This is a genomic window from Lautropia dentalis, assembly GCF_003892345.1.
Lineage (GTDB): Bacteria > Pseudomonadota > Gammaproteobacteria > Burkholderiales > Burkholderiaceae_E > Lautropia > Lautropia dentalis.
Genome location: NZ_RRUE01000002.1, coordinates 770,318 through 794,059 on the forward strand (window position 1 = coordinate 770,318; position 23,742 = coordinate 794,059).

General features: G+C 64.9%; 17 protein-coding genes, 2 pseudogenes and 1 riboswitch. Of the genes and pseudogenes, 5 read left to right on the forward strand and 14 right to left on the reverse strand.

Annotated features, from left to right (window positions below):
• The first annotated feature begins 515 nt into the window (after positions 1–515).
• Positions 516–1,802 carry an AI-2E family transporter gene (locus tag EHV23_RS11190; RefSeq protein ID WP_125096148.1) on the forward strand — a complete coding sequence of 429 codons (1,287 nt, stop codon included), beginning with the start codon at positions 516–518 and terminating at the stop codon, positions 1,800–1,802.
• Positions 1,803–1,891: 89 nt separating this feature from the next.
• On the opposite strand, the gene EHV23_RS11195 is transcribed toward EHV23_RS11190, so the two are convergent.
• Positions 1,892–2,140 carry a hypothetical protein gene (locus tag EHV23_RS11195; protein WP_125096149.1) on the reverse strand — a complete coding sequence of 83 codons (249 nt, stop codon included), beginning with the start codon at positions 2,138–2,140 and terminating at the stop codon, positions 1,892–1,894.
• Positions 2,137–2,673 (reverse strand): ATPase, encoded by a 537-nt coding sequence (locus EHV23_RS11200; RefSeq protein WP_203228981.1) that lies wholly within the window; start codon positions 2,671–2,673, stop codon positions 2,137–2,139. Before EHV23_RS11200 ends, EHV23_RS11195 begins: the two co-directional genes overlap by 4 nt.
• 148 nt (positions 2,674–2,821) lie before the next feature.
• Here EHV23_RS11200 and EHV23_RS11205 point away from each other — a divergent pair, with 148 nt between their 5' ends.
• Positions 2,822–3,106 (forward strand): type II toxin-antitoxin system Phd/YefM family antitoxin, encoded by a 285-nt coding sequence (locus EHV23_RS11205; RefSeq protein ID WP_125096151.1) that lies wholly within the window; start codon positions 2,822–2,824, stop codon positions 3,104–3,106.
• 5 nt (positions 3,107–3,111) lie between these two features.
• A complete protein-coding gene (locus EHV23_RS11210; RefSeq protein ID WP_125096152.1) occupies positions 3,112–3,453 on the forward strand; it encodes a type II toxin-antitoxin system RelE/ParE family toxin in 342 nt (113 codons plus the stop codon).
• A 378-nt stretch (positions 3,454–3,831) separates the two neighbouring features.
• Here the strand turns inward: EHV23_RS11210 and glmS are convergent, their stop codons facing one another.
• From glmS to EHV23_RS11240, 6 genes and pseudogenes are all read right to left on the reverse strand, one after another.
• Positions 3,832–5,691, reverse strand: coding sequence for a glutamine--fructose-6-phosphate transaminase (isomerizing) (gene glmS, locus EHV23_RS11215; RefSeq protein WP_125096153.1), 1,860 nt, complete (start codon positions 5,689–5,691; stop codon positions 3,832–3,834).
• Between the two features lie 196 nt (positions 5,692–5,887).
• The gene (glmU, locus tag EHV23_RS11220; RefSeq protein WP_125096154.1) at positions 5,888–7,252 is read right to left on the reverse strand and encodes a bifunctional UDP-N-acetylglucosamine diphosphorylase/glucosamine-1-phosphate N-acetyltransferase GlmU; all 1,365 of its coding nucleotides are present in this window, start codon (positions 7,250–7,252) and stop codon (positions 5,888–5,890) included.
• A 261-nt stretch (positions 7,253–7,513) separates the two neighbouring features.
• A complete protein-coding gene (locus EHV23_RS11225; protein ID WP_125096155.1) occupies positions 7,514–8,992 on the reverse strand; it encodes a high affinity choline transporter 1 in 1,479 nt (492 codons plus the stop codon).
• Positions 8,993–9,161: 169 nt separating this feature from the next.
• Positions 9,162–10,745 (reverse strand): ubiquinone biosynthesis regulatory protein kinase UbiB, encoded by a 1,584-nt coding sequence (ubiB, locus tag EHV23_RS11230; protein ID WP_125096156.1) that lies wholly within the window; start codon positions 10,743–10,745, stop codon positions 9,162–9,164.
• 7 nt (positions 10,746–10,752) lie between these two features.
• Positions 10,753–11,586, reverse strand: a pseudogene (gene ttcA / locus EHV23_RS11235) (tRNA 2-thiocytidine(32) synthetase TtcA); the annotation flags it as partial.
• A gap of 791 nt (positions 11,587–12,377) precedes the next feature.
• Complete coding sequence (locus tag EHV23_RS11240) at positions 12,378–13,391, reverse strand: SDR family NAD(P)-dependent oxidoreductase (protein WP_238990433.1); 1,014 nt, start codon at positions 13,389–13,391, stop codon at positions 12,378–12,380.
• 163 nt (positions 13,392–13,554) lie between these two features.
• On the opposite strand from EHV23_RS11240, the gene EHV23_RS11245 reads away from it, so the two are divergent.
• The gene (locus tag EHV23_RS11245) at positions 13,555–14,907 is read left to right on the forward strand and encodes a class I SAM-dependent methyltransferase (protein WP_158615945.1); all 1,353 of its coding nucleotides are present in this window, start codon (positions 13,555–13,557) and stop codon (positions 14,905–14,907) included.
• Positions 14,908–15,394: 487 nt separating this feature from the next.
• Positions 15,395–15,748, forward strand: a complete 354-nt coding sequence (locus EHV23_RS11250) for a VOC family protein (protein ID WP_125096158.1) — start codon at positions 15,395–15,397, stop codon at positions 15,746–15,748.
• Between the two features lie 42 nt (positions 15,749–15,790).
• On the opposite strand, the gene EHV23_RS11255 is transcribed toward EHV23_RS11250, so the two are convergent.
• The 6 genes and pseudogenes from EHV23_RS11255 to EHV23_RS11280 all read right to left on the reverse strand — a co-directional run bounded on the left by EHV23_RS11255 (position 15,791) and on the right by EHV23_RS11280 (position 23,410).
• The gene (locus EHV23_RS11255) at positions 15,791–16,573 is read right to left on the reverse strand and encodes a 7-carboxy-7-deazaguanine synthase QueE (protein WP_125096159.1); all 783 of its coding nucleotides are present in this window, start codon (positions 16,571–16,573) and stop codon (positions 15,791–15,793) included.
• Positions 16,574–16,653: 80 nt separating this feature from the next.
• Positions 16,654–17,076, reverse strand: a complete 423-nt coding sequence (queD, locus tag EHV23_RS11260; protein ID WP_125096160.1) for a 6-carboxytetrahydropterin synthase QueD — start codon at positions 17,074–17,076, stop codon at positions 16,654–16,656.
• Between the two features lie 164 nt (positions 17,077–17,240).
• Positions 17,241–17,933: pseudogene (queC, locus tag EHV23_RS11265) on the reverse strand (7-cyano-7-deazaguanine synthase QueC); the annotation flags it as partial.
• Between the two features lie 142 nt (positions 17,934–18,075).
• A riboswitch (PreQ1 riboswitch) is annotated at positions 18,076–18,120 on the reverse strand.
• A gap of 401 nt (positions 18,121–18,521) precedes the next feature.
• Positions 18,522–19,925, reverse strand: a complete 1,404-nt coding sequence (locus EHV23_RS11270) for a hypothetical protein (protein WP_125096161.1) — start codon at positions 19,923–19,925, stop codon at positions 18,522–18,524.
• A 336-nt stretch (positions 19,926–20,261) separates the two neighbouring features.
• Positions 20,262–21,662: a hypothetical protein gene (locus EHV23_RS11275; protein WP_125096162.1), complete on the reverse strand. Its 1,401-nt coding sequence runs from the start codon at positions 21,660–21,662 to the stop codon at positions 20,262–20,264.
• Between the two features lie 413 nt (positions 21,663–22,075).
• Positions 22,076–23,410 carry a tRNA nucleotidyltransferase/poly(A) polymerase-related protein gene (locus tag EHV23_RS11280; protein WP_125096163.1) on the reverse strand — a complete coding sequence of 445 codons (1,335 nt, stop codon included), beginning with the start codon at positions 23,408–23,410 and terminating at the stop codon, positions 22,076–22,078.
• Between the last annotated feature and the right edge of the window lie 332 nt (positions 23,411–23,742).

Sequence of the window (23,742 nt, forward strand, 5' to 3'; positions counted from 1 at the left end):
CGTTCCCTGGCAACACCTCATAGGGGAATGGGGCATTGCACCTGAAAGCTGGATCCTGGGGGTTCCCGGGGTGCGGCGGTTTTGCGCGCATGAGTCGTGCCTGCCATGGCCAGCATGCAGTCATGATAGCGGGGCTTCCCGGCCGCAGGGGGTGAACACGCTGGCCTGAAACGTCTTTTTGCCTTGTGATTCAGCAGCTTGATGCCATGTGACAGAGATCTGCATGCCGGCAGGGATTCCCAAGGTATGATGCAGAGCTGGGCGGCATCGGCCCGCTGCATGGCGACTGCTGCCCGTATGGCTGGCATATGGTATGGCCGGTATGTCCTGCAAATCCTCCCGGTGCCCTGTGTCTGCCCGCCGCCGCAGCCCCGTACGATGTCGTTGCCCCCTGTTCGTGCGCAGCTGCCCCTGTGTCTGCGTGCAGCAGCCCGGCGTGTGCGCCGGTGCCGGCCGGTGCTGCCTCCCTGCCTGTGCAGACCCCCTGTGTCTTTCCCGTTCCGTCATTTGCCCCGATGAAACTTGCCCAGGACCGCCGCTTCTTCTTTCTGGCCTTCCTCACACTGGTGACGCTGGCCTTTCTGGCCATTCTGCTGCCGTTCTACAGTGCGCTGATGTGGGCGGCCATTCTGGCGCTGCTGTTCTCGCCCATGGAGCGCAAGCTGCTGGCGCGCATGCCGCGCAGCCGCAACGCGGCCACGCTCGTCACGATAGGCGCGGTGATGCTGATCGTCATCATTCCGGTGATCATTCTGACCGGCTCGCTGGTGAGCCAGGGGGCGCAGATCTATGGCCTCATCCGTTCGGGCAAGGTGAACTTCGGCGCGTACTTCGGGCAGATCGTGGAGGGTCTGCCCACCTGGCTGCGGCACATGCTCGACCAGCAGGGACTGCTCGATGTGGGCACGATCCAGCAGAAACTGGCCGAGAGCGGCAGTGAAATCGGCCAATTCGTGGCCTCGCAGGCCGTGAACATCGGCCAGAACACGGCGCACATTCTGGCCAGTACCGGTATCCTGCTGTATGTGCTGTTCTTCCTGCTGCGGGATGGGGGCGAGCTGACGGCCATCTTCCGCAAGGCCATTCCGATGGAAGACGAGCAGAAGAATCACCTGCTGTCCAAGTTTGCGGCGGTGGTCAAGGCCACCGTGAAGGGCAACATCGCCATTGCGGCCATGCAGGGGGCGCTCGGCGGCTTCATCGTGTGGGTGCTGGGCTTTCAGGGGGCCATCCTGTGGGGGGTGGTGATGGCCTTCCTGTCACTGGTGCCGGCCGTGGGCTCGGGGCTGGTGTGGGGACCGATGGCCATCTACCTGATGGCTACCGGTTCCGTCGGCAAGGGGGTGCTGCTGCTGGCCTATGGGGTGGGGGTGATCGGCCTGGTGGACAACATCATGCGGCCGCTGCTGGTGGGCAAGGATACCCGCATGCCCGACTATCTGGTGCTGATCTCCACCATCGGGGGCATGTCGCTGTTCGGCCTCAATGGCTTCGTGATCGGCCCGCTGATTGCCGCGCTGTTCATGGCCTCGTGGGACCTGTACGTGTCCCCGGAAAAGGTGCGGGCGCAGACGGCCGAGGATGCGGCCGAGGCGGCTGCCGCTGCCAGTGAGCCGGGGCTGGTGGAGTGTGCCACGCACGCCGTCTCGGAGGCCGCTTCGGCTGCTGCCGACATGGCCCGCCGGGTGGTGGGACATGAGGCGCACGGTGGTGCGCAAGGGCACGCTTCGGCGGCGGGGCACGCAGCAACGGACCGGGCTTCACCGGACGGAGCAGCAGCAGCGCCGAAAAAGCCAGAGTGACGTCAGAGTGACTTGAGTGACGCCGTGCGATTTCCTGGCGGCGGACCAGAGGACGCGTGAAACGGCGTTTGGCGTGAAGCGGCGCTTGGTCAGCGCTGCGCAGCCAACGCCGCCTGTTCGGCAGCAATTTCTGCGCGCAGTTCGTCGGCGGTGACCCGCACGATCTGGCCGTTCTTCACCCGTATGACGGCCGTGTCGGTCTGGATGGCGATCTGGCGCGCCATCTGGGCAGCGCGCTGCATGGCGGCCATGGAGCCGCGCAGTTGAGGATTGCGTTCCAGCTCGGCTGCCAGCCTGCGCTGGTGAACATGGCCCTGCTCTGGGTGTTGGTGTTTCATGGGTTTGTACCCCAGTCCTGAAGGGCTGGGCTGCCCTCGGTGTTGTCGTACAGTGCCCAGTCATCAACTTCCTGCCGATAATTCTGCAGGAAGTTTCGCCAGCCCGCTACGAAACGGCGGCGAATGGTGGCTTCCGGGATGTTGTGACCGCCCTGCCGGACGCGCTCGGCAACCCGGGAAATGGCTGTTTCGGCGCTGTCCAGACACAGGAAGTAGAGACTTGTGCGGTAGCCCTGTTTGCGCCATGCCCGGATATGGCGGATGTATCCCAGGCCAGACAGCGTCGTTTCGATGGCAAAGCTTTCGCCCTTGCGGGCGGCTTCGGCGATTTCTTCCAGCATCAGCCGGCCGGCTTTCAGTGCCGCTTCTTCCGGGGCGAAGGGGGCCAGCCCGGCGGCAATCAGATCTGCGTTGATGAAGCGCAGCACGCCTGCCTCTGCCGGCAGAAAACTGCGGGCAAACGTCGTCTTGCCGGCCCCGTTGGGGCCAGCGATGATGATCGCCTGCTTTCGGAAGGGGGCTTCTGTTTTCACGATGCCAGCCGTCTGTGCATGGGGGTGTACCGGCTACGCCGGCCTGGGTGGATGGTACACGCCCCGGTATGCATGGTTCTGGTGGCAGGACCGAAAACAGGCTATATTTGGTCCTGTTGATCTCAACCTGTCTGGAAGGGGCTGTCTCATGCGCTACTCAACCCAGGTCAAACCCATCAGTTACCTCAAGGCCAATGCGGCGGAAGTGCTCGCGCAGGTGGCAGAAGCACGCGAGCCAATGCTCATCACCCAGAACGGCGAGGCCAGGGCCGTGCTGATGGATGTGGCGTCGTATGAGGAGACGCGGGAACAGCTGGCATTGCTCAGGATCCTTGCGTTGGGGGATCAGGAAGTCGAGCAGGGTCGGGTCAGGCCCCTGGCCGATGTCGTGAGCCGGCTTCGTGCCAAGCATGCAGATTCGGGCAGGAGCTGACGGGCATGGGCAGTCATCCGCCGCGCTACGGGATCCTGATCACGCACAGTGCCGAAGCCGATCTTGAAGGGATATACGACTATCTGGTGGAAACCCAGTCACTGGCGTGTGCCAACAGGGTGCTGGACCAGCTGATGAAGGTGGTGGAAGAGCTGGCGCACTTCCCGAACCGGGGGCACCACCCGGTCGAGCTGCTGGATATGGGGACGCGGCAGTACCGGCAGGTGGCATTCAAGCCTTACCGGGTGATCTATGAGGTGCGGGAGAAGCAGGTCATCGTGCGGGTCGTTGCCGACGGGCGCAGGAACATGCAGGCTCTCCTGTTCAGACGTTTGATCGAGATGTAGGTGGTCCAGGGAGCCTGTGCAAAAGTTCTGCGGCACTTTGGCCTCCATGCCCGGGCGATCCAGTGTGTTGCCATTTGCCGCCAGGGCGCTTTCTGGCTTTTCCCGGTCCGGTCCTGGGTCCAAAGCGCTCGCAGACTTTTGCAGAGACTCCCGGGTGCCGGGACAGGCATTCAGGATGTTTTCGCGCGCCGCCCTGCTTCACGAAAAACGCCGGCTACCCGCAGGAGAGGCTCGAACGGAACCGTCCCGGAGTAGCCGGCGCAGTTTCTGGACACCCGTGTCTGGTCATGAAGACCAGGATAATGACCCGGCGGAGCCTGTCCAGCTCAGGCCGGTATGCCCATCAGACCATATCGGGCATACCGGCTGGTGCAGTGGTCACTCCACCGTCACGGACTTGGCCAGGTTGCGCGGTTTGTCCACGTCGGTGCCGCGGGCCAGCGCAGCGTGGTACGACAGCAGCTGCAGCGGCACCACGTGCAGGATCGGCGACAGGGGGCCTGCGTGGTCGACCAGGTTGATGACGTGCAGGAAGTCCTCTTCCTCGATGTGGGTGTCCTTGTCGGCAAACACGAAGAGTTCGCCGCCGCGGGCACGCACTTCCTGGATGTTGGACTTCAGCTTCTCGATCAGGGCATCCTTCGGTGCCACCACCACGACCGGCATGTTGGCGTCCACCAGGGCCAGCGGGCCGTGCTTCAGCTCGCCGGCGGCATAGGCCTCGGCGTGGATGTAGGTGATTTCCTTCAGCTTCAGCGCGCCTTCCATGGCAATGGGGAAGTTCACGTCGCGGCCCAGGAACAGGGCGTGATCCTTCTCGGCAAAGCGCTTGGCCCATTCCTTCACGGCCGGCTCGACGGCCAGCACGTGCTTCATGGCGGCCGGCAGGTGGCGCATCTGGGCCAGCAGGTCGCTCTCGCGCTCGGGCGACAGGTGGCCGCGCATCTTGGCCAGCACGAGGGTCAGCAGGAAGAGCGCAGCCAGCTGGGTGGTGAAGGCCTTGGTGGAGGCCACGCCGATTTCCGGACCGGCCCGGGTGAGGAAGCGCAGCTTGCTGTTGCGGATGAGGGCCGACTCGGGCACGTTGCAGATGGACAGCGTGTCGGTCATGCCGTTGCTCTTGGCATGCTGCAGGGCGGCCAGGGTGTCGGCCGTTTCGCCGGACTGCGAGATGGTGATGACCAGGGTGTCGTCCTGCGGGACAGGATCACGGTAGCGGTATTCGCTGGCGATCTCCACGTCGGTGGGGATGCGGGCGATGGATTCCAGCCAGTATTTGGCTACGAAACCGGCGTGATAGCTGGTGCCGCAGGCCAGGATCAGGATGCGGCGGGTGCGTTTGAAGATCTCTTCGGCTTCGGCACCGAACAGGCCGGGCTGCAGGGAGCTGGCGTATTCGATCATCTCCAGCGTGTTGCCGATGGCGCCGGGCTGCTCGAAGATCTCCTTCTGCATGTAGTGGTCGTAGATGCCCAGTTCGACGGCGTCGGCCGAGAGCTGGCTTTCGGTGACCTGGCGGGTGGCCGGCTGGCCGTCGGCGTCACGGATGGTGTAGCCGTCGCGGGTGAGGGTGACGAGGTCGCCTTCGTCCAGATACACGACGTGCCGGGTGACCTGCAGGAGGGCCGAGGTGTCGGAGGCGAGGAAGTTCTCGCCCTTGCCGGTACCCTGGCCACCCACGCCCAGCAGCAGCGGCGAGCCGCGGCGGGTGCCGACGACGGTGCCGGGTTCCCGGCTGGAGATGACGGCCAGTGCATAGGCGCCATGCAGCTGTTTGACGGCGGCGGCCACGGCGTCGGTGAGGTTCAGGCCGGTGAGCACCAGCGAGTGGACCAGGTGGGCCACCACTTCGGTGTCGGTCTGTGAGGAGAATTCGTAGCCTTTGGCTTTCAGGGCGCTGCGCAGTTCCTCGTGGTTCTCGATGATGCCGTTGTGCACCACACAGACCTGCAGCTCGCTGCCGGTGGAGATGTGCGGGTGGGCGTTGCCCTCGTTGACGCCACCGTGAGTGGCCCAGCGGGTATGGGCAATGCCGGTGGGGGCGTCGGCGTGCTGCTCCTCGGCACGATGCTCCAGTTCGGCCACGCGGCCGACGGCGCGTACGCGTTCCATCCGGCCATCGTCGCCCAGCAGGGCGATGCCGGCGGAGTCATAGCCGCGGTATTCGAGTTTGCGCAGTCCTTCGATCAGGATCGGGACGATGTTGCGTTGTGCAACGGCTCCAACGATTCCACACATGATTCAGTTCTCGTGTTTGCTTGGCTGTTTGGTGGTGGCCTGCTGGCAGCAGGCCGTTCCGGGATGGTGGCCGGGTCTGTGGAACCGGTCGGCGCAACGGCCGGGATGGTGCGGGTGAGCGCACTGACCGCGGCAGGACGGCTGGACCGGTTTTCTGCAGGGCTGGCTTCCCTTCGGGGTTGGGTTACAGGCTCTGTTATTTGGGGGCCTTGACCGGCCGTTTCCAGTTCTCGATGGTGGTCTGGCGTGCGCGACCCAGGGTGAGCTTGTCGGCCGGCGCATCCTGTGTGAGGGTGGTGCCGGCGCCCAGGGTGGCGCCACGGTGTACGGTGACCGGGGCGATCAGCTGGGTGTCGCTGCCGACGAAGACATCGTCCTCGATGATGGTCTTGAACTTGTTCACGCCATCGTAGTTGCAGGTGATGGTGCCGGCGCCGATGTTGACGCGCGAGCCGATTTCGGCATCGCCCACGTAGGAGAGGTGGTTGACCTTGCTGCCGGTGCCGGTGGTGGCGTTCTTGAGTTCGACGAAGTTGCCGATGTGGCTGTCGGGCCCCAGACGGGTACCGGGGCGCAGGCGGGCAAACGGCCCCACGCGGCTGCCGGTGCCGACCTCGGCGCTTTCCAGCACCGACATGGGCAGGACTTCGACGCCATCGGCAATGGTGGCGTTCTTCAGCACGCAGTTGGGACCGATTTTCACGCCCTTGCCCAGTTTGACGGTGCCCTCGAACACGCAGCCCACGTCGATGGACACGTCGCGGCCGCATGCCAGCGTGCCACGGATGTCGATACGGTCGGGGTCGGCCAGCATGACGCCACTGTCGGTGAGGCGGTCGGCCAGGTTGCGCTGGTGACGGCGCTCCAGGAAGGCCAGCTGCGTCTTGCTGTTGACGCCCAGCGTTTCCCATTCGTGGTCGGGGTTGGCGGTGACCACGCCGGTGCCATCGGCCACGGCGGCGGCGATGACATCGGTGAGGTAGTACTCGCCCTGGGCATTGTCGTTCTTCAGGGCGGTGAGCCACTGCTTCAGCGGCCTGGTCGGGCAGACCAGGATGCCGGTGTTGATCTCGTCGATGCGCAGGGTTTCGGGATCGGCGTCCTTCTGCTCGACGATGCGGCTGACGTGACCCAGCAGGTCGCGCACGATGCGGCCATAGCCGGTCGGGTCTTCCATGTGCTGGGTGAGCAGCGCCAGCTTGCCGTCCTTTGCGGCCTCGGCCAAGCGTTTGAGGGTGGCGGCGCTGACCAGCGGCACGTCACCATAGAGAATGAGGGTGGGGACGCTGTCGTCCAGCAGCGGCACGGCCTGGGCGACGGCATGGCCGGTGCCCAGCTGGGGCGACTGTTTGGCCCAGTGCAGGTCGGCCTGGCCCTCGAAGGCGGCCTGCACCTGTTCGCCACCATGGCCGAACACGATGACCAGCCGCTGGGGGTCGAGGGTGCGGGCGGTGTCGACGACATGGCCGAGCAGGGGTTTGCCGGCCAGGGGGTGCAGAACTTTCGGCAGGTCGGAGTTCATCCGTTTGCCCATGCCGGCAGCCAGGATCACGATGTTCATCTGGGTTGGATCGGTGTGTGATTCGGGAGAGATTGAGGCCAGAGCAGAGTCATGCCGCCACGGCACGCAGCGGCGCGCGCAGCATGTCTGACGTGCGGTTGTTGCCTGCCGATGTCAGGTTGCCATGACACGCAGCCTAGCAGTGTATGCCGAAACGCCGGGGTGTGCCGTGAAGTATTGGCGCACTCTGGGGGTTTCAGGGGGGCCGCAGGCGGTCCTGTTACCTTTTCAGTGCAATTCGTGGCCGGTCCACATTCCGTGTCATGCCGGCGGATTGTCGGCAATCTCGGGCTGCCGGGCCAGGTCGACGATCTCGGGGTGGCCCTGGCCGCCGATGACGATGGGGGCCAGCGAGCCGATGATCATGCCCAGAATGGCGCAGCACAGCCCCACCAGCTGGGGCGGCATCAGGGCGTCGGGGGCGACGTAGTCGGCCACCTGCCAGGAGACGACGCCGGCCACCATCGACACGAGCGCGCCCTGCGGAGTGGCACGGCGCCAGAACAGGCCAAAGACCAGCGGCGTGAAGGCGGTGACCAGGGTGACCTTGTAGGCGTCCTGCACCATCTGGTACATGGACGAGTCGCTTTCCAGGGCAAACAGCGTGACGCAGCAGGTGAAGCCGATCAGGATGATGCGCAGCAGGATGAGCATCTTCCGGTCCGACAGCTTGTGGCCCCACAGCGGCTGCACGACGTTTTCGGTAATGACGGCGGTGGGGGCCAGCAGGGTGCCGCTGGCGGTGGACAGGATGGCCGAGAGCAGGGCGCCGAAGAACAGTACCTGGGCAAAGAGCGGCGTGCGCTGCAGGATCAGCGTTGGCAGCACCTGCTGGAAATCGTTCTGGCTGGCCAGCATCTGCCGGACCATGGCGGGGTCGATGAGGAGTGCCGAGACGGCGATGAACATCGGCACGAAAGCCATGATCAGGTAGAAGGAGCCGCCCAGCAGGGTGCCGGTGCGGGCGATCTTCTCGGTGCGGGCGGAGGTGACGCGCTGGAACACGTCCTGCTGGGCCACCGAGCCCAGCGCCATGGTGACGAAGGCGGCGATGAAGCCCAGCCAGTCGTGCAGGCTGGCGTCAGGGAAGAACTTCAGCCGGTCGGAGGCCTGGGCCGTGATGATCACCTTGTCGACCCCGCCGGCCATGCCGGCCAGCATCCAGGCGATGTAGAGCAGGCCGGCCACGATGATGACGGTCTGGAACAGGTCGGTGAAGGCCACCGACCACATGCCGCCGAACAGGGTGTAGACGCCGACGATGACGGCGCCCAGCACGATACCCTGCTCCAGCGGGATGGCATGGCCCGAGACGGTGTGGATGACGATGCCCAGTGCCACCAGGTTGGCCGAGGCCCAGCCCAGATACGAGATGGAGATGGCAGCGGCCGAGGCCAGCTCGACGGTGCGGTTGTAGCGCTTTTTGTAGAAATCGCTGACCGTCATCAGCTTGAGCCGGTAGTAGGGGGCGGCCAGGAACAGCGCCACGAAGATCAGGCAGAAAGCCGCGCCGAACGGATCACCGACCACGCCGCGCAGACCGTCCTTCAGGAAGGTGGAGGAGACGGCCAGGATCAGCTCTGCGCCGAACCAGGTGGCGAACACGGTGGCCGTGTTCATGTAGAGCGGCAGGCTGCGGCCAGCCACCAGATAGTCGGCCGAGTTCTTCACGCGCCGGGCGGCATAGACACCGATGGCGATCGTGACGGCGAAGTAGCAGGCAACCAGGGTGACGAGCATGGCGGTCTCCCGAAAGGCGAAGGGGACGGATGGGCCTGCGGGCCCGGCGGCAATGGGGTTGGCCCCTGCAGTGCGATGGTGCGGTCTGGCGGCAGGGGGGATGGCAGCGGAACGACGGGTGGTGGTGTGTGCCCGGCAGGGTGCACCGGTCGTGTGGCGGCAGAGGCGGCTATTGTCTGAGATGGAACCAGACCAGCAGGGCCAGTATGGCGGTCATCAGCAGCACGGCCACCTGCAGCCAGCGCGACGTTCGTCGCTGTTCACGGGCCAGCTGTTCGAGCAGGCGTCTGTGCTCGGGGTCGATGGCGGGGGAGGCCTGGGCCTTCAGGGCACCGTGCAGCAGCCGCGGCAGTTCGGGGACCAGCTGCGCCCAGCGGGGCGCCTCCTGCCGGACCTTGTTGTCGAAGCCGGCCCAGCCCACCTGCTGCTTGATGAACACTTCCAGGATGGGCTGTGCGGTGACCCACAGGTCGAGATCGGGGTTGAGTTCGCGACCCAGTCCTTCGATGTTTAGCAGGGTTTTCTGCAGCAGCACCAGCTGCGGCTGGATTTCGACATTGAAACGGCGCGAGGCCTGGAAGAGGCGCATCAGCACCACGCCCAGCGAGATCTCGCGCAGTGGCCGGTCGAACACCGGTTCGCAGCAGGCGCGCACGGCACCTTCCAGCTCTTCGGCCCGGGTATCGGGCGGCACCCAGCCGGACTCGATGTGCAGCTCGGCCACCCGGCGGTAATCGCGCCTGAAGAAGGCGAGGAAGTTCTGCGCCAGATAGCGCTTGTCGTGCTCGGACAGGGTGCCGACGATACCGAAGTCCAGCGCGATGTAGCGGTTGAAGTCGTCCGGGCCGGTACCGACCAGGATGTTGCCCGGGTGCATGTCGGCGTGGAAAAAACCGTCACGGAAAACCTGGGTGAAGAAGATCTCCACACCGTCGCGGGAGAGCTTTTCCAGGTCGATGCCGACGGCGCGCATGCGTTCGGTCTGGCCGATGGGAATGCCGTTGACCCATTCCATGACCAGCACGTTGCGGCGGCAGTAGTCCCAGTACATCTGCGGGATGCGCAGCAGCGTGGAGCCCTCGAAATTGCGGCGCAGCTGGTTGGCGTTGGCGGCCTCGCGCACCAGGTCCAGCTCGTCGTGCAGGTAGTGGTCGAATTCGTCCACCACCTCCATGGGGCGCAGGCGACGGGCATCGGCCGACAGGCGCATGGCCAGTGTGGCGCCGGTGCGCAGCAGGCGCAGGTCGTTCTCGATGACCGGCAGCATGCCGGGGCGCAGCACCTTCACGGCCACTGCGGTGCCGTCGTGCAGCCGGGCGCGGTGTACCTGGGCAATGGAGGCCGAGGCGACGGGTTCACGCTCGAACTCCGCAAAGGCATCCGAGATGGCCATGTCCAGGCCGCGCTCGATCTCGGCCATGGCCAGGTCGGCCGGGAAGGGGGGGACGCGGTCCTGCAGACGGGCCAGCTCGTCGGCGATGTCGGGTGGCATCAGGTCGCGCCGGGTGGACAGCACCTGGCCGAACTTGACGAAGATGGGCCCCAGGCTTTCGAAGGCCAGGCGCAGGCGCACGCCGCGCGGTTCGCGGATGGTGCCCACGCGCAGCCAGCGCGTGGCGCGCAGCAGCCAGGGCGAGCCGGACGTGCTGGCGGCGCCACTGACCAGCAGTTCGTCCAGCCCGAAGCGCCGGACCGTCCAGAGGATCCGGATCAGGCGGCGGGTACTGGAAAACCAGGAGACGGGTCCGTTCACCTCAATCCTCGGCGTCGTCGCCGCTGCGCAGGGTGTTGAAGTCGTACAGGGTGCGATCCATCAGGTGGGAGGGGCGCACTCTGCCCAGGGAAGAAAAGATGGTTTCCAGCCGGCCGGGGAAGCGTTTTTCCCACAGTTTGAGCATCTCGCGGGTTTCGGCCCGCTTCAGGTTGGGCTGGCTGCCGCACAGGTTACAGGGAATGATCGGATACTGCTGAACTTCTGCCCAGCGGATCAGGTCTTTTTCTTCCACGTAGGCCAGCGGGCGGATGACCACGTGCCGGCCATCGTCCGACACCAGCTTGGGCGGCATGGTCTTGAGCTGTCCGCCGTAGAAGATGTTCAGGAAGAAGGTGGCCAGAATGTCGTCGCGGTGGTGGCCCAGCGCGATGCGGGTGGCGCCCAGTTCGTCGGCCACACGGTACAGGATGCCGCGCCGCAGCCGCGAGCACAGCGAACACTTGGTCTTGCCGTCGGGAATGACGCGCTGCACCGTGCTGTAGGTGTCTTCGGTTTCGATGTGGTATTCGACCCCGAGTTTCTGCAGGTAGGTGGGCAGCACGTCGGCCGGGAAGCCGGGCTGGCGCTGGTCGAGGTTGACGGCCACGATGGAGAACCGTACCGGTGCGCGCTTCTGCAGACCCAGCAGGATGTCGAGCATGCCGAAGCTGTCCTTGCCGCCCGAGAGGCAGACCATCACGCGGTCACCCTCGCCGATCATGTCGAAATCGGCAATGGCCTGGCCGGCCAGGCGGTGCAGGCGCTTGGAGAGCTTGTTGTTCTCGTGATCTTCGCGACGGGTGTCGCGCAGGCCGGGGCGGGGCGCTGCGGCCGGACGCATGCCCGCAGCGGACGGCTGGGCATGGCGGGTGGCAGGGGCCGGTGACATGGCCGGGTGATGCGGGGTGTGGCCCTCTGCCGCGCGATGCTCTCCTTCCGGGGCAAGGGCGTGCAGCTGGATTTCCGGTGGGAGCGCATCCGGTGTGGCGACCGGCACATCGATGGACAGCCCGGTGACACGGGCGCCGGCAGCCGGTTTGTCCTCCGTGTCGTCGCCTACCCACAGAGCCTGCTTTTCGGTGAGGGGCGCGGCTTCGCTGCCCAGCGGCGCGCGGGCCGAACCGGGGCGGCGGATTTCATTCACGCGGATGGTCTGGATGGCCGGCCGGTCTGCCAGGGAGGGGTTCTCGGCGGGCGGGGTGTTGCTTGCCTGCATGACGTCGGAGACAGAAAGGAAATGGCGACGGGCAGGGATGCTGCCGGAACCGTGGGGCGCCTGCCGTTGTGCGGCCATGCCGCAGGACCGGGGGCGCCGGACATCGAACGGAATCGCCCCGCACGCGGGCGGAGGCGCCGAAGGACGCAATCATAGCGGCTTTGGCGGCCGGGTGAGGGATTTTTGCGCCTGCCCGCCCCCGTGTTTTACAAAAAAGGCACGGGATGGGGGCACGGACAGGCCTGGACACGCAGCGGGGAACGGGAGATGGGCTTTGGCAGGAATGAGCCGGGGCTTGCATGACCCTGTTGGCAGTGCCTTGAAGCCCATTGGGGGTTCTGTGGTCCTGCCGCCTTGTCCTGCACGACCAAAAGGGGCTTCGCAGGGATGAACGAGTCCCTGCACGTGCCAGGAAGTCAGGCCTGGCCCATCAGGCTGGCATCGCGAGGCAGGCCGAGCAGGTGCTGGCCGCCGTCCACCAGTAGCGTGGTGCCGGTGATGGAGCGGGTCTTCATGGCAAAGACCACGGTGGCAGCCACGTCCTCTGCCGTGCTGGAGGCGCCCAGCGGCGAGAGCGTCCGGTGGGCGTGTGCAAAATCGGTGTCGCTCTGCAGGTAGCTGGGCAGTGTCAGGCCCGGGGCCACGCCCACCACCCGTACATGGGGTGCCATGGCCTGTGCCAGCATGGTGGTGGCCGCCTGCAGGGCCGCCTTGGAGAGTGTGTAGGACAGGAAGTCGGGGTTGAGATTGAAGAGCTTCTGGTCCAGCAGGTTGACGATGACGGCGGGTGCGGAAGCGGGTGAGGCAGATGTATCGGGTGCTTCGCTGCCGGCCGGGGCGATTTGAACGGCTGGTCTGGCGTGGTTGGCGGCACTGTCCGGATTGCCCGGTCCGGCAGAAAGGGCGGGTTTGACAGCGGGCGCCAGACTGGCGGGGGCTGTGGATGAGACAACGGCCCGGCCGGGCAGTTGCGCCAGCAGGGCCTGCGACAGCAGCAGCGGTGCCAGCAGGTTGGGGCCGAGGTGTGCCGCGAAGCTCTGCGGCGTCAGGGAGTGGATGCTGTCGAAGTCGAAGCGCGAGGCACTGTTGACCAGTCCGGTGACGGGCCCCAGGGCGTCTGCCAGCCGTTTCACCAGCTGCCGGCACTGGGACGCGTCGTCCAGACCGGCCTGCAGGGCGACGGCACGCCGGCCCAGTGCGGTGATGTCGGCAACGGTCTGCGCGGCCCCGTCTGCCGATTCGCGGTAATGCACGCCAATGTCCCAGCCGTCGGCGGCCAGCGCCAGTGCAATGGCACGTCCCAGCCGCTGGCCGGCGCCGGTGACCAGTGCAACCCCCCGGGCCGTGACGGCAGGCTCGGGAGCAGACTGGCGGGATGGTGCGCTGGCAGATCCGGTGATGCCAGCAGGGGCGGAGGGCGTGTCTTTCATGGTGAGGCACTGTAGCATGATGGGTGGAGAGCGTGTCACGGACGCATTCGTTCCTGCGCTGGACCGGCATCCGTGGAGCCCGCGACGCGCGCTGGGCGCTTTACGGACGAGCGGGTCCATGGCATGCGCCACAAGGTATTTCTCTTTCTGCGGCCTTCCTGTCATGACCCTGTCGCATTCCCGTATTGCCCATGCCCTGCCCGTGCCCAGTGCCGAGGCGCTCAAAGCCAGCGAGCAGCTGACGGCACACATCACGGCGGAGATCGGCCGTGTGGGTGGCTGGATCCCGTTTTCGCGCTACATGGAAATGGCGCTGTACGAGCCGGGGCTGGGCTATTACAGCAACCCCGGCATGGTTTTCGGGTCGGCGGGTGACTTCGTCACGGCGCCGGAGCTGACGCCGCTGTTCGGCGCCACGCTGGCCCGGCAGGTGGCGCCCTGGCTGCGCGATCCGGCGCTGGCGGGCGACGGCCCGATGGTGCTGGAGGTGGGGGCGGGTACCGGCATGCTGGCGGCCCAGCTGCTCAATGCGCTGGACAACGCCGGGTTTTCCGGGCTGCGCTACCGGATTCTGGAGCTGTCGGCCGAGCGGCGCGAACAGCAGCGGCAGACGCTGATGAGTCTGGCGCCGGGCCTGCTGCCGCGGGTGCAGTGGCTGACGGATTTTCCAGAACGCTTTGCCGGTGTGGTGGTGGCCAACGAGCTGCTGGATGCCATGCCGGTGCAGATTTTCGAATGGCGTGCGGGCAAGGGGGGCAGTACCCGTGGTGATGTGAAAGGTCATGCCAGTGAGAAGGCTGCCCGGGATATGTCAGGTGCTGGTGTGGAGGACGCCCCGGCAGCCAGAACGGCAGGTACGGTTGCTGCTGGGGTCGGGGTCGGCCCGTCTGGCGAACAGGTATACGAGATGGGCGTGGGGCTGGCAGACGATGGCGCCTTTGTCTGGGTGCCCCGCCCGGCCGATGCTGCGCTCAACGGGGCGGTGGCTACCGTGCGGGCGGAGCTGGGCGAGGTGCAGGCGGCCGCGTGGCCCACGCCCTACCGCTCCGAAATCTGCCCGGCCCAGCAGGGCTGGATCCGGACGCTGGCCGAACGCATGACGGCTGGCACGGTGCTGCTGCTGGATTACGGCTTTGCCGCGCCCGAGTATTACCACCCGCAGCGTTCGCAGGGTACGCTGATGTGCCATTACCGGCATCACAGCCATACCGAACCCTTCCTGTGGCCGGGGCTGAACGACATCACCGCCCACGTGGATTTTTCGGGGCTGGCGCGTGCTGCCACGGCAGCGGGCTTTTCACTGCTGGGCTACACCAGCATGGCGGCCTTTCTGATGAACGCCGGGGTGCTGGATGAACTGGCCGAGCTGCCGCGCGAGCCCGAACAGTTCTGGTTTGCCCAGGCGCAGGCCGTGCAGCAGCTCATTTCCGAGGCGGAAATGGGCGCGCTCTTCAAGGTGATCGCCTTCGAGCGCGGCATGCAGGCACCGGTGTCGGCGTTTGGGTTTGGTGACTGACCGCGGGTTGTTTTTCTGTTCCGGACCTGCCTGGATCGCCTCATGTCCCGTGTGCGGGGGCGCTGTGATGAGGACGGTTACTGATCTTTTTCCGTTGCTGGCTGTCTCAGCCAGAGAAGCACCAGCAGGCTTGTCCACATGAGGGTGATACTGGTTGCGAGCGGATTGGGGCCTTCGGTGGCCAGCAGGTAGATCGACCTGCCCGCAAAATAAAGGGTCGATGCCACGGCAAGCCTCGAGGCCCACGTCACATGGGGGTCGGTTTTAGCCATTGCGCATGGTGCATGCAAGGGTGAGCGCCAGAAGATTGGAACATTGTCTTTCCGGGAAGAGAAGCTCCCTGAATTGACTGCTTTTTGTTTCGGCTTGCTGGCACATGTCTGGGCGTGTAACGAGCCGGGATGGCAGGGGGGTATGCCCGCCGGAGCAGGCCTGGCTCCCCTGTGTTCAGGTCGTGTATTCTACTGGCAGGAACAGGATTATTGCCATGACCCATATACCCAATCACATCGACTACATCGAGTTTCCTGCCCCCGATGCCGCTGCACATGGGGCCAGCAAGGCTTTTTATGAGCAGGTTTTTGGCTGGAAATACCAGGATTGGGGTAGCGACTACAGCGATACACAAGGCAGTGGCCTGGGATCGGGGATCAGCAGTCAACCTGGCACGCGCCCGCTGCCGCTGGCCGTCATCTATACCGACCGGCTGGAGGGCACGATGGCGAAGGTCGAGGCTTCAGGCGGTGAGATTATCCAGCCCATCTTCAGCTTTCCCGGCGGTAGGCGCTTTCACTTCCGCGACCCGGCAGGCAATGAGCTGGCGGTGTGGTCGGATCGATAGGCAGGCGCCGGTAGCGGTTGTCTGCCCTGCGGATGAAGGGTGCTACTCGATATTGGCCAGCTTGTGCGTCTGGATGCTGAGCTGCCAGTGGGGCCTGCCGGGGCGGGCATTGAGCTGACCCAGCTGGGTGATGGTGTCGAGCATGTTCATCCGGCCATCGGTTTCGCACGGTGACAGGTAATAGTGTTCCGCACGAATGGTGCTTTCCATCTGCTCGCAGAAATCGCGCACATCGCCATCGACCACGATGCGCACCTCATGCGCAAAATCGATGTGTTTTTTCCGGTAGGCTTTTTCGTACAGACGCTTGGGGCTGGTGGCAATGTAGTCGATCTGGCGAGGGACCGGCTTAAGGCCATTGGTCTCGATGGCCAGAAAATAGCCCTCGGCCTTCAGGGTATCGAGCAACGGGTCCAGATCGGGCTGAATGGTGGGCTCGCCCCCGGTGATGATGATGTTGCGCGCCGTGTAGCCGTGCACCACGCTCAGCACCTCGTCCAGTGATCTGGATTCGTACTGGTTGTAGTTGGTGTCGCACCACGGGCAGGCCAGATTGCACTTGCCGAAGCGGATGAAAATGCTGGGCATGCCCGTGTTGAAGCCTTCGCCCTGCAGCGACTCGAAGATTTCGACGATGCGGTAGCTGGGCGGCTGCTTCGGGTTGCGGAAATGCAGCGGCCTCACCGAGGGCGTTTGGGTTGTCGGTTTGCCGGTGTCACTGCCCGTGGATATGGTTTCATGGGAAGCCGTGCGTATTCCTGCAGGGGATTCAGCCCACGCCCGGTTGGTACGCGCGTGCAGCGGTTCGAGATGTTTCGTTTTCATGGGGGACATCCTGTCATGCAGGGGGTTCGTCCTGCCTGCCGCGACGGGGCATGACACGGGAAGGGTGGCGTGTATGATGCCTATTCGGCATACTCGGCGTACGACGTGGGGGTTTCCCACAGGCGGATGAGGCTCACCGGCAGGCCGTGCCCGCGCAGCGTGCGGTAGATGTGCTGCGCAATATTTTCGGCCGTGGTGCGCAGCGGCAGTCCGTACTGTTTGGAATCCAGCTCGCGCAGCGTGGCGGCCAGGCGGCATTCGCGTGCGCTGGTGGTGTCGTAGATGAAGGCGTGGTCCATCGGCTCGATGATGTGCCGGTTCACCATGGCTTTCAGGTCGCCATAGTCCATCACCATGCCGGCCTTGGGGCCTGTGGCGTGCAGCTCGCCCGTCACTTCCACCTGCAGACGGTAGGTGTGACCGTGCAGGTTTTTGCACTTGCCGTCGTGTCCGTCCAGCATGTGGGCGATGTCGAAGGAGAATTCCTTTGCGATGCGGATCATGATGCGGCCCCCGAAGGCGGTGCATCATGGGACACGAGGCCATGGGATGTGGGCGAAGTCGCCGTGGCAGGTGAGGGGGCAGCGCCGCGTGTTTCCTTGCTCTGGCTTTCAGGCTGGGTTGCAGGTGTGCGTGTCGCTGCAGATGCAGCAGCTTTTGCGGGGGTGCGTTCTGCCAGATACGCCTGCAGCCCGCGTTCGCGCAGCACGCAGCTCGGACATTCGTGGCAGCCACCGGGCACCCCCAGGTAGCAGGTGTGGGTATGCTCGCGAATGTAGTCGAAGGCGCCCAGTTCGTCGGCCAGTGCCCAGGTCTGCTTCTTGGTCAGCCACATCAGCGGCGTGCGGATGTCGAACGGATAGTCCATGGCCAGATTCAGCGTGACATTCATCGACTTGATGAACACGTCCCGGCAGTCCGGATAGCCGCTGAAGTCGTTTTCGCACACGCCGGTGTACAGGGTGTGGATGCCCTGGCCCTTGGCGTAGATGGCGGCATACAGCAGAAACAGCGCGTTGCGCCCGTCCACGAAGGTGTTGGGCGGCTCGCTGCCGTGCTGCTCGATGGGGACGCTGCCGTCCAGCAGCGCGTTGTGCGTGATGGCCCGGATGACCGAGGTGTCGATGACCGTCTGCTTCACGCCCAGGTCCTGGGCGATCCAGCGGGCCTTTTCCAGCTCGATGGCGTGGCGCTGGCCGTACTGGAAGGTGATGACCTCGACGTTGTCGCGGCCGAAGTCGCGCAGCGCCAGAAAGAGGCAGGTGGTGGAATCCTGTCCGCCGGAGAAGATGACGGCAGCCTTTTCGGGGCGGGAGGCCTGGGCAGGGGCTGCAGCGCTTTCACTGCTGCCGGCCTGCATGGTGTTGACGGTGTGCGTGTTGGGGCCGGTATGGGGGCTGGCGCTGGAGCCAGTGTGCACGGCCTGTGCTGCGCGTGCGGCAGATGCGCCGGACGGAGCAGGCGCGGGCCCGCCGGTGGGGGCCTGATGGGGAGACGACATGGGATCCTTAGTTTTTTAACGTGGGATGGTTGCGAACCACGGGGCAGCGGGGTTGCCCGGGAGAGGGCCGGTGCGGGCTGATCGCCCGTCCGGTTGGGGCCATGAACGGGTCCATGACTTGCGGCAGGGATCCGATACAGGCACGGTCAGGCGATATTGTAGGCGATGCTGGCCCGCGTGTTCCCGGGCATCATGGGGTGTGGTGTCTGTGCCGGCTCGTCCTGCGTATCCAAAGGGGGCGCGGGGACGTTCATGATGTGCCCGGGAAGGCCTTGGGAGCCTCTGCAAAAGTCCTGCGGCACTTTGGCCTCCATGCTCGGGCGATCCAGTGCGTTGCCATTTGCCGCCAATAGCCCTGCTATTGCCGTCAACGGGCGCCTTCTGGCTCATCCCGATCCTGGGTCCAAAGCGCTCGCAGACTTTTGCAGAGGCTCCCTTGGGGTCGGATCACTGCCCCTGATGCAGCACCACCGGCCAGTTGGTGTCCCCCCGCCCGCTGGAATAGTGGGCGAAGTGGTTGGCGTTGATCCACTGGCCGTCCTGCTGGTGCTCGGCATGCGACTCGGTAAAGGCAGCCGGCCAGCTGAAGCCGTTGGTCGAACCGTTGCGCGACACCGAGAACACCCACTGGCTGTCGCTCTCGGGCTGGAATTCCACGTCCCAGGTCTGCCCGGCCGTCAGGGTGATGGGGGTGGGCAGTGCCACGTCGTACCAGACGGACTTGGCCACCCGGAACGAGGTGTCGGTGACGAGGGCCTCGTAATTGGGCTGGTCGGCCTGGATGGTACCGCTGGCCCGCTCGGTGCCGTCCTGCAGAATGCGCCAGCGCAGCGTGCCCGCCACGGAGGCGGCCGTGGCAAACGACAGGCCGTTGATCTGCCGGGTAGCGGTGGGGACGAAGCGCTCGCGTATCGGGTGGTCTGCGGTGAGGGTGAAGATGCGGTCCGGATCAACGGCACCGCTTTCCATGGTGGAAGCCCCCTGTTTCTGGCCGTCGGCCGTGGTGATTTCCAGAATGGGGCTGTAATGGTTGCCGCGCAGGCCATCCTGCGTCAGGTCCGACCATGCCGGCGCATCGCCGGACTGGGGCGTGCGGGTGCCCAGCAGCGTGGCCCAGTCGGACACCGCCAGCCAGCGGGCCGGGCGGGCGTTGTCGTCATTGGTGATGGCGTTGTTGCTGCTGATGAAGTTGGTCCAGGGATCGGGATCGACGTTTTCCATCACCAGGTGATAGAGCTGGCCGGCCTGCATGGGCTGGGCGCCGCCGAAGTACACATCGGCAAACAGCGGGCGGCCGTATTCCACCGGGGTGCCGGGGGTGAAGACGCTTTCGGCCAGCGGTGTGGCGTTCAGGTCGGGCAGGTGCTGCGGGCTGCCGTCATCGGGCAGCAGGCGCAGGCGGATGCTGCCGTGGTTGCCGGACGAATAGCCATTGCCCGTCTGCCAGTACAGGCGCACGGAAGACAGGTTGCCGTTGACGGTGGCACGGAAGCGGTTGGACACCACCTGCTCCTGCCCCTTGTTGATGCCCACTACCGTGTTGCCCAGCCCGTCCTGCCGGTACACACCAGGGCCGTAGAGGCGCTGGAATTCGGCCGAGGTGAGGGTGTAGCCCTCCTCGCCGGGCTGCAGGGGCCCCTGTGACGCAGAGGCATTGCCCGCGGTATTCGCGGCCGTGCTGCCATTGTTGCTGCCGGATGTATTGGTGGTGAGGCTGCTGCTGGCGCGACCACCGGAAGTGTCGTCGGCAACGCCACCGCCGCTGCCGGTGCAGGCGGCCAGTGCCAGGCAGAGGGAGGCAATGAGGGCGGTAGGTTGCAGTGCAGGCGCCGAAGGTGTGTGCGGTTTCATGGCAGGCAAGAGGTGGGTCGGGCACGGCGCCAGTTGCCCGGGGCAAGGTACCGGCGGATGGCCGGGCGGGGTACCGCTTCCTGAAACGGCCGAAGCGGAGGCAATGCGGATATTTTTGGTGAGCGGCGCGTATTATGCCGAACAAAAATCGTTCTCTTCGTTTCCTGCGATGCTTTTTCGTGTTATGAATTTATCTAGTTATTCTGGCCTTGTATTTGTATAAGATTTTTCGACCAATAGTAAGTAGTTGGGCAATGTTGGCCCAGGCGACACTGATGGAACGATCTGCACCGGGATCAGCAGCACCGGCGCAAGGCCGGCGCTGCCTGGGGCGGCTTACTGCGCGTCGTGCAGCACCACGGGCCAGTTGGTATCGGAACGGCCGCTGGATTCGCGGGTCCAGGGGCTGGCGTTGATCCACTGGCCGTCCTGCCGGTGTTCGGCATGCGATTCGGTAAAGGCCACCGGCCAGGTGAAGCCGTTGCGCGAGCCATTGCGCGTGACCGAGAACACCCACTGGCTGCTGCCCTGCGGCTCGAACTCCACGTCGTAGGTCTGGCCGGCCTGCAGCGTGACGGGGTTGGGCAGGTTCACGTCGTACCAGTCGGACTTGGCCACCTTGAAGGCGGTGTCGGTATCGAGGGTACGATAGTTGGCCTGGGCGGCATCGATGTTGCCGCTGGCCAGCTCGTTGTCGCCCTGCAGGATGCGCCAGTGCAGGCTGCCCGCCGCCTTCGCTGCCGTGGCTACCGACAGTGCATTGATCTGGTGGTTGGCAGAGGGGGTGAAGCGCTCGCGGATGGGATGGCCAGAGGCCAGTGTGAAGATGCGGTCCGGGTCCACTGCGCCACTTTCCATGGGTGAGGCGCCCTGGGTCGTACCCTCGCGGGTGGTGATCTGCAGCACCGGGACGTAGCGGTTGCCGCGCAGGGGCGTCTGCACCAGATCCTGCCAGGAGAAGGCGGCATTGGAACCGGGGGAACGCGTACCCAGCAGGGTGGCCCATTCCGACACTGCCAGCCAGCGGGCCGGGCGGGCGTTGTCGTCGTTGGTGACGGCGTTGTTGCTGCTGATGTAGTTTTGCGCCGGGCTGCCGTCGGTGTTGTCGATCACCAGATGGTAGAGCTGGCCGGCCTGCATCGGCTGCGTGGCGTTGAAATTGATGTCGGCAAACAGCGAGCGGCCGTAGGTGGCACCACCGGGCGTGAAGGAGGCTTCGGCCAGGGGCGTGCCCGACGTGTTGGGCAGGTGCTGGCTGCTGCCATCGTCCGGGAAGAGGCGCAGGCGCATGACGCCGTTGTTGCCGGACGAGTAGCCGTCACCCGTCTGCCAGTAGATGCGCACCTTCTCCAGGTGGCCCGTGGAGGTGGCGCGAAAGCGGTCGGAGACGATCTGCTCCTGTCCCTTGTAGATGCCCACGGCCGTGTTGCCGAGGCTGTCCTGCCGGTAGACGCCGGGGCCGTAGAGGCGCTTGTACTCGGCCGAACCCAGCGTGTAGCTGCCGGTCTGGTTCGAACCACTGATGGTGGGGCCGTTGCTGGCAGAGGCATCACTGCCGCCACCCCCACCCCCGCCACAGCTGGTGAGGGCCAGAGCCAGGGCGAAGGCGCCAGCCGTGGCCCGCAGCAGGGGGTGGGGTGCACGGGCACGAGAGCCAGTCGCCGGGGCTGTTGCACGGGGTGTGCCAGTGCGGCAGGAAGACGGGTTGACGGACCGGGATGATGCGGGGATGCGCATGGTGGATGATGTCCTGTCGGATGGGCACCCGCGGGTGCCGGCAGGTTCGAGAAAGAGAAAACGGGCAGACAGACTATCAGACCTGTACGCGATGATTGTTTCTCTGCGGGAGCGGCCGTATTGCATCAGGCGGGACGATGATGCCTGACAAAGCCGGGTTTCCGTGCATTATCCGGAGATGACCCTGAAGGTTTGTGTCTGTTTGTTGGTGCAGGGTGAATGTGGTAATGAATGTTTAGGACAAAAGGCAGGAGGAAAAATTCCTGATCGGGATGAGCATGGCCTGGAAGGACGATCAGGCCAGAGCGCTCATTCTGGTGTTGTCTGTTGTCTGTTGTCTGTTGTCTGGTGCCGGATGGCTGGTATTGGGTGGCTGGTGTCGGGTGCCGGATGGCTGGGTGCGTGTCATGGATTCATTCGTGCCCGCGAATTCCCTCTGGACGTGCAGGACGAGACGGCAGGGCCGCAGAATCATGGATGGCTTCGACACGGGCATCATCGATGGCCTGCCGTATGCCTTTGGGGTTCTGCTGGTGCAATTGCGCAATGGCACCCGTATCCACGTCAGAGGCGACCTGCAGCGCGTGTTCGATGGCGCGGCATGTGGCGGTGATGGTGTCGGCCATCTGGGGTATGGGTGTTGTCTGCAGGTCGATGCGCGATGCAGATGATGTGTCTGCATGACCGTCTGCACACGCGAGCCGTCGTGCCGCCATCAGAAGTTGTTGCAACCGCTCCGGTCGCCGCCAGGCGTCATGACGGTTGAACAGGGCAACCAGTTCGACAGCGTCCTTTCGGGCGGGTGACGCAAACCATTTTTGGGCGGCCTGCGGAATGGGGCCGGGGATTTCTCCGGCCAGCCGGCTGGCGGCGTCGATGCAATCGTTTGGGGCGCGCAGGGCGCGGGCCTGTTCGGTGACGGCCTGCTGACAGGGAGATTTGGATGCCCTGGTGCCCGCTGTTTTTGGGGATGTGCCGGGGAGGGAGGCATTCGGCGTATTTCCATCTTCTGCTGTGATGCTCATCCCCGCCAGCAGAATGCTGAAGCGTATCGGCAGTGGATCACCTGCTTCTGCGCTGGCATCCAGTGCGGCCAGCCAGGCGGGCTGTGTGGCAGGCGCGGGCAGCGCCGGGATCAGAATGGGCAGTGCATGCGCGTCGGCCAGTACCTCCAGCATGCGGGAGGGTTTGGCGTTCATCAATCCACGGGAAATTTCCTGCCAGACGCGTTCGGCCACCAGGGCATGGACTTCGCCGGCAGCGCTCATCGCCTGCATCAGGGTCAGTGTTTCCGGGGCGACGGAAAATGCCGGAAAACGTGCGGCAAAGCGGGCCACGCGCAGGATGCGCACCGGGTCTTCGCGAAAGGCCGGGCTGATGTGGCGGAAGATTCTGGCCTCGATGTCGGCGCGACCATTGAAGGGGTCGATGATGTTTCCGTCATCGTCGATGGCCATGGCGTTGATGGTGAGGTCCCGTCGCAGCAGGTCTTCTTCCAGGGTCACGTCCGGCGAGAAATGCACGTCGAACCCTTTGTAGCCCGGGGCCGTCTTGCGCTCGGTGCGGGCCAGTGCATATTCCTCGTGGGTCTGGGGGTGCAGAAAGACCGGAAAATCCTTGCCGACGGCCCGAAAACCGCGGGCCAGCATCTGTTCGGGTGTGGCGCCCACCACCACCCAGTCACGGTCACCGACGGGCAGGCCTAGCAGTTCGTCGCGTACGGAACCGCCGACACGGCAGGTTTGCATGGGAGCGGTTGTGTCGGGAGAGGTGTCTGCCACGGCTCCGGGGATTTCTGCATCCGTATGGGACGGGGGAGGCGCAGCAGGGCGGGCAGTGGATGTCATGCGAAGAAGGTGCGTTTGAGCCAGTGGGTGAAGGTCTGGCCCGTACTGTACGTGATATCAGGGGGTGGAGTGGCAAGATGAGAAATGAGAATCTTTATTGAATCGGCAGCTGCGTTGCTTCTGCCTGTCCCTGCGTGTGGGCGGTGTGCCGCCAATCTCTGAAGAGACAGGGCTGGACGGATTACGATCAAAACGGGATCAAAACTTTGGCGTCACTTAACCTATTGATTTTG

Bases quoted from the DNA above. Each gene is read 5' to 3' on its own strand.
- EHV23_RS11210 (WP_125096152.1), top strand. From the start codon at position 3,112: ATGGGCAGTCATCCGCCGCGCTACGGGATCCTGATCACGCACAGTGCC.
- EHV23_RS11190 (WP_125096148.1), top strand. From the start codon at position 516: ATGAAACTTGCCCAGGACCGCCGCTTCTTCTTTCTGGCCTTCCTCACA.
- EHV23_RS11280 (WP_125096163.1), bottom strand. From the start codon at position 23,410: ATGCAAACCTGCCGTGTCGGCGGTTCCGTACGCGACGAACTGCTAGGC.
- EHV23_RS11205 (WP_125096151.1), top strand. From the start codon at position 2,822: ATGCGCTACTCAACCCAGGTCAAACCCATCAGTTACCTCAAGGCCAAT.
- glmS (WP_125096153.1), bottom strand. From the start codon at position 5,691: ATGTGTGGAATCGTTGGAGCCGTTGCACAACGCAACATCGTCCCGATC.
- glmU (WP_125096154.1), bottom strand. From the start codon at position 7,252: ATGAACATCGTGATCCTGGCTGCCGGCATGGGCAAACGGATGAACTCC.
- EHV23_RS11275 (WP_125096162.1), bottom strand. From the start codon at position 21,662: ATGCGCATCCCCGCATCATCCCGGTCCGTCAACCCGTCTTCCTGCCGC.
- EHV23_RS11250 (WP_125096158.1), top strand. From the start codon at position 15,395: ATGACCCATATACCCAATCACATCGACTACATCGAGTTTCCTGCCCCC.
- EHV23_RS11195 (WP_125096149.1), bottom strand. From the start codon at position 2,140: ATGAAACACCAACACCCAGAGCAGGGCCATGTTCACCAGCGCAGGCTG.
- EHV23_RS11270 (WP_125096161.1), bottom strand. From the start codon at position 19,925: ATGAAACCGCACACACCTTCGGCGCCTGCACTGCAACCTACCGCCCTC.
- EHV23_RS11240 (WP_238990433.1), bottom strand. From the start codon at position 13,391: ATGAAAGACACGCCCTCCGCCCCTGCTGGCATCACCGGATCTGCCAGC.
- EHV23_RS11225 (WP_125096155.1), bottom strand. From the start codon at position 8,992: ATGCTCGTCACCCTGGTTGCCTGCTACTTCGCCGTCACGATCGCCATC.
- EHV23_RS11255 (WP_125096159.1), bottom strand. From the start codon at position 16,573: ATGAAAACGAAACATCTCGAACCGCTGCACGCGCGTACCAACCGGGCG.
- queD (WP_125096160.1), bottom strand. From the start codon at position 17,076: ATGATCCGCATCGCAAAGGAATTCTCCTTCGACATCGCCCACATGCTG.
- EHV23_RS11245 (WP_158615945.1), top strand. From the start codon at position 13,555: ATGACCCTGTCGCATTCCCGTATTGCCCATGCCCTGCCCGTGCCCAGT.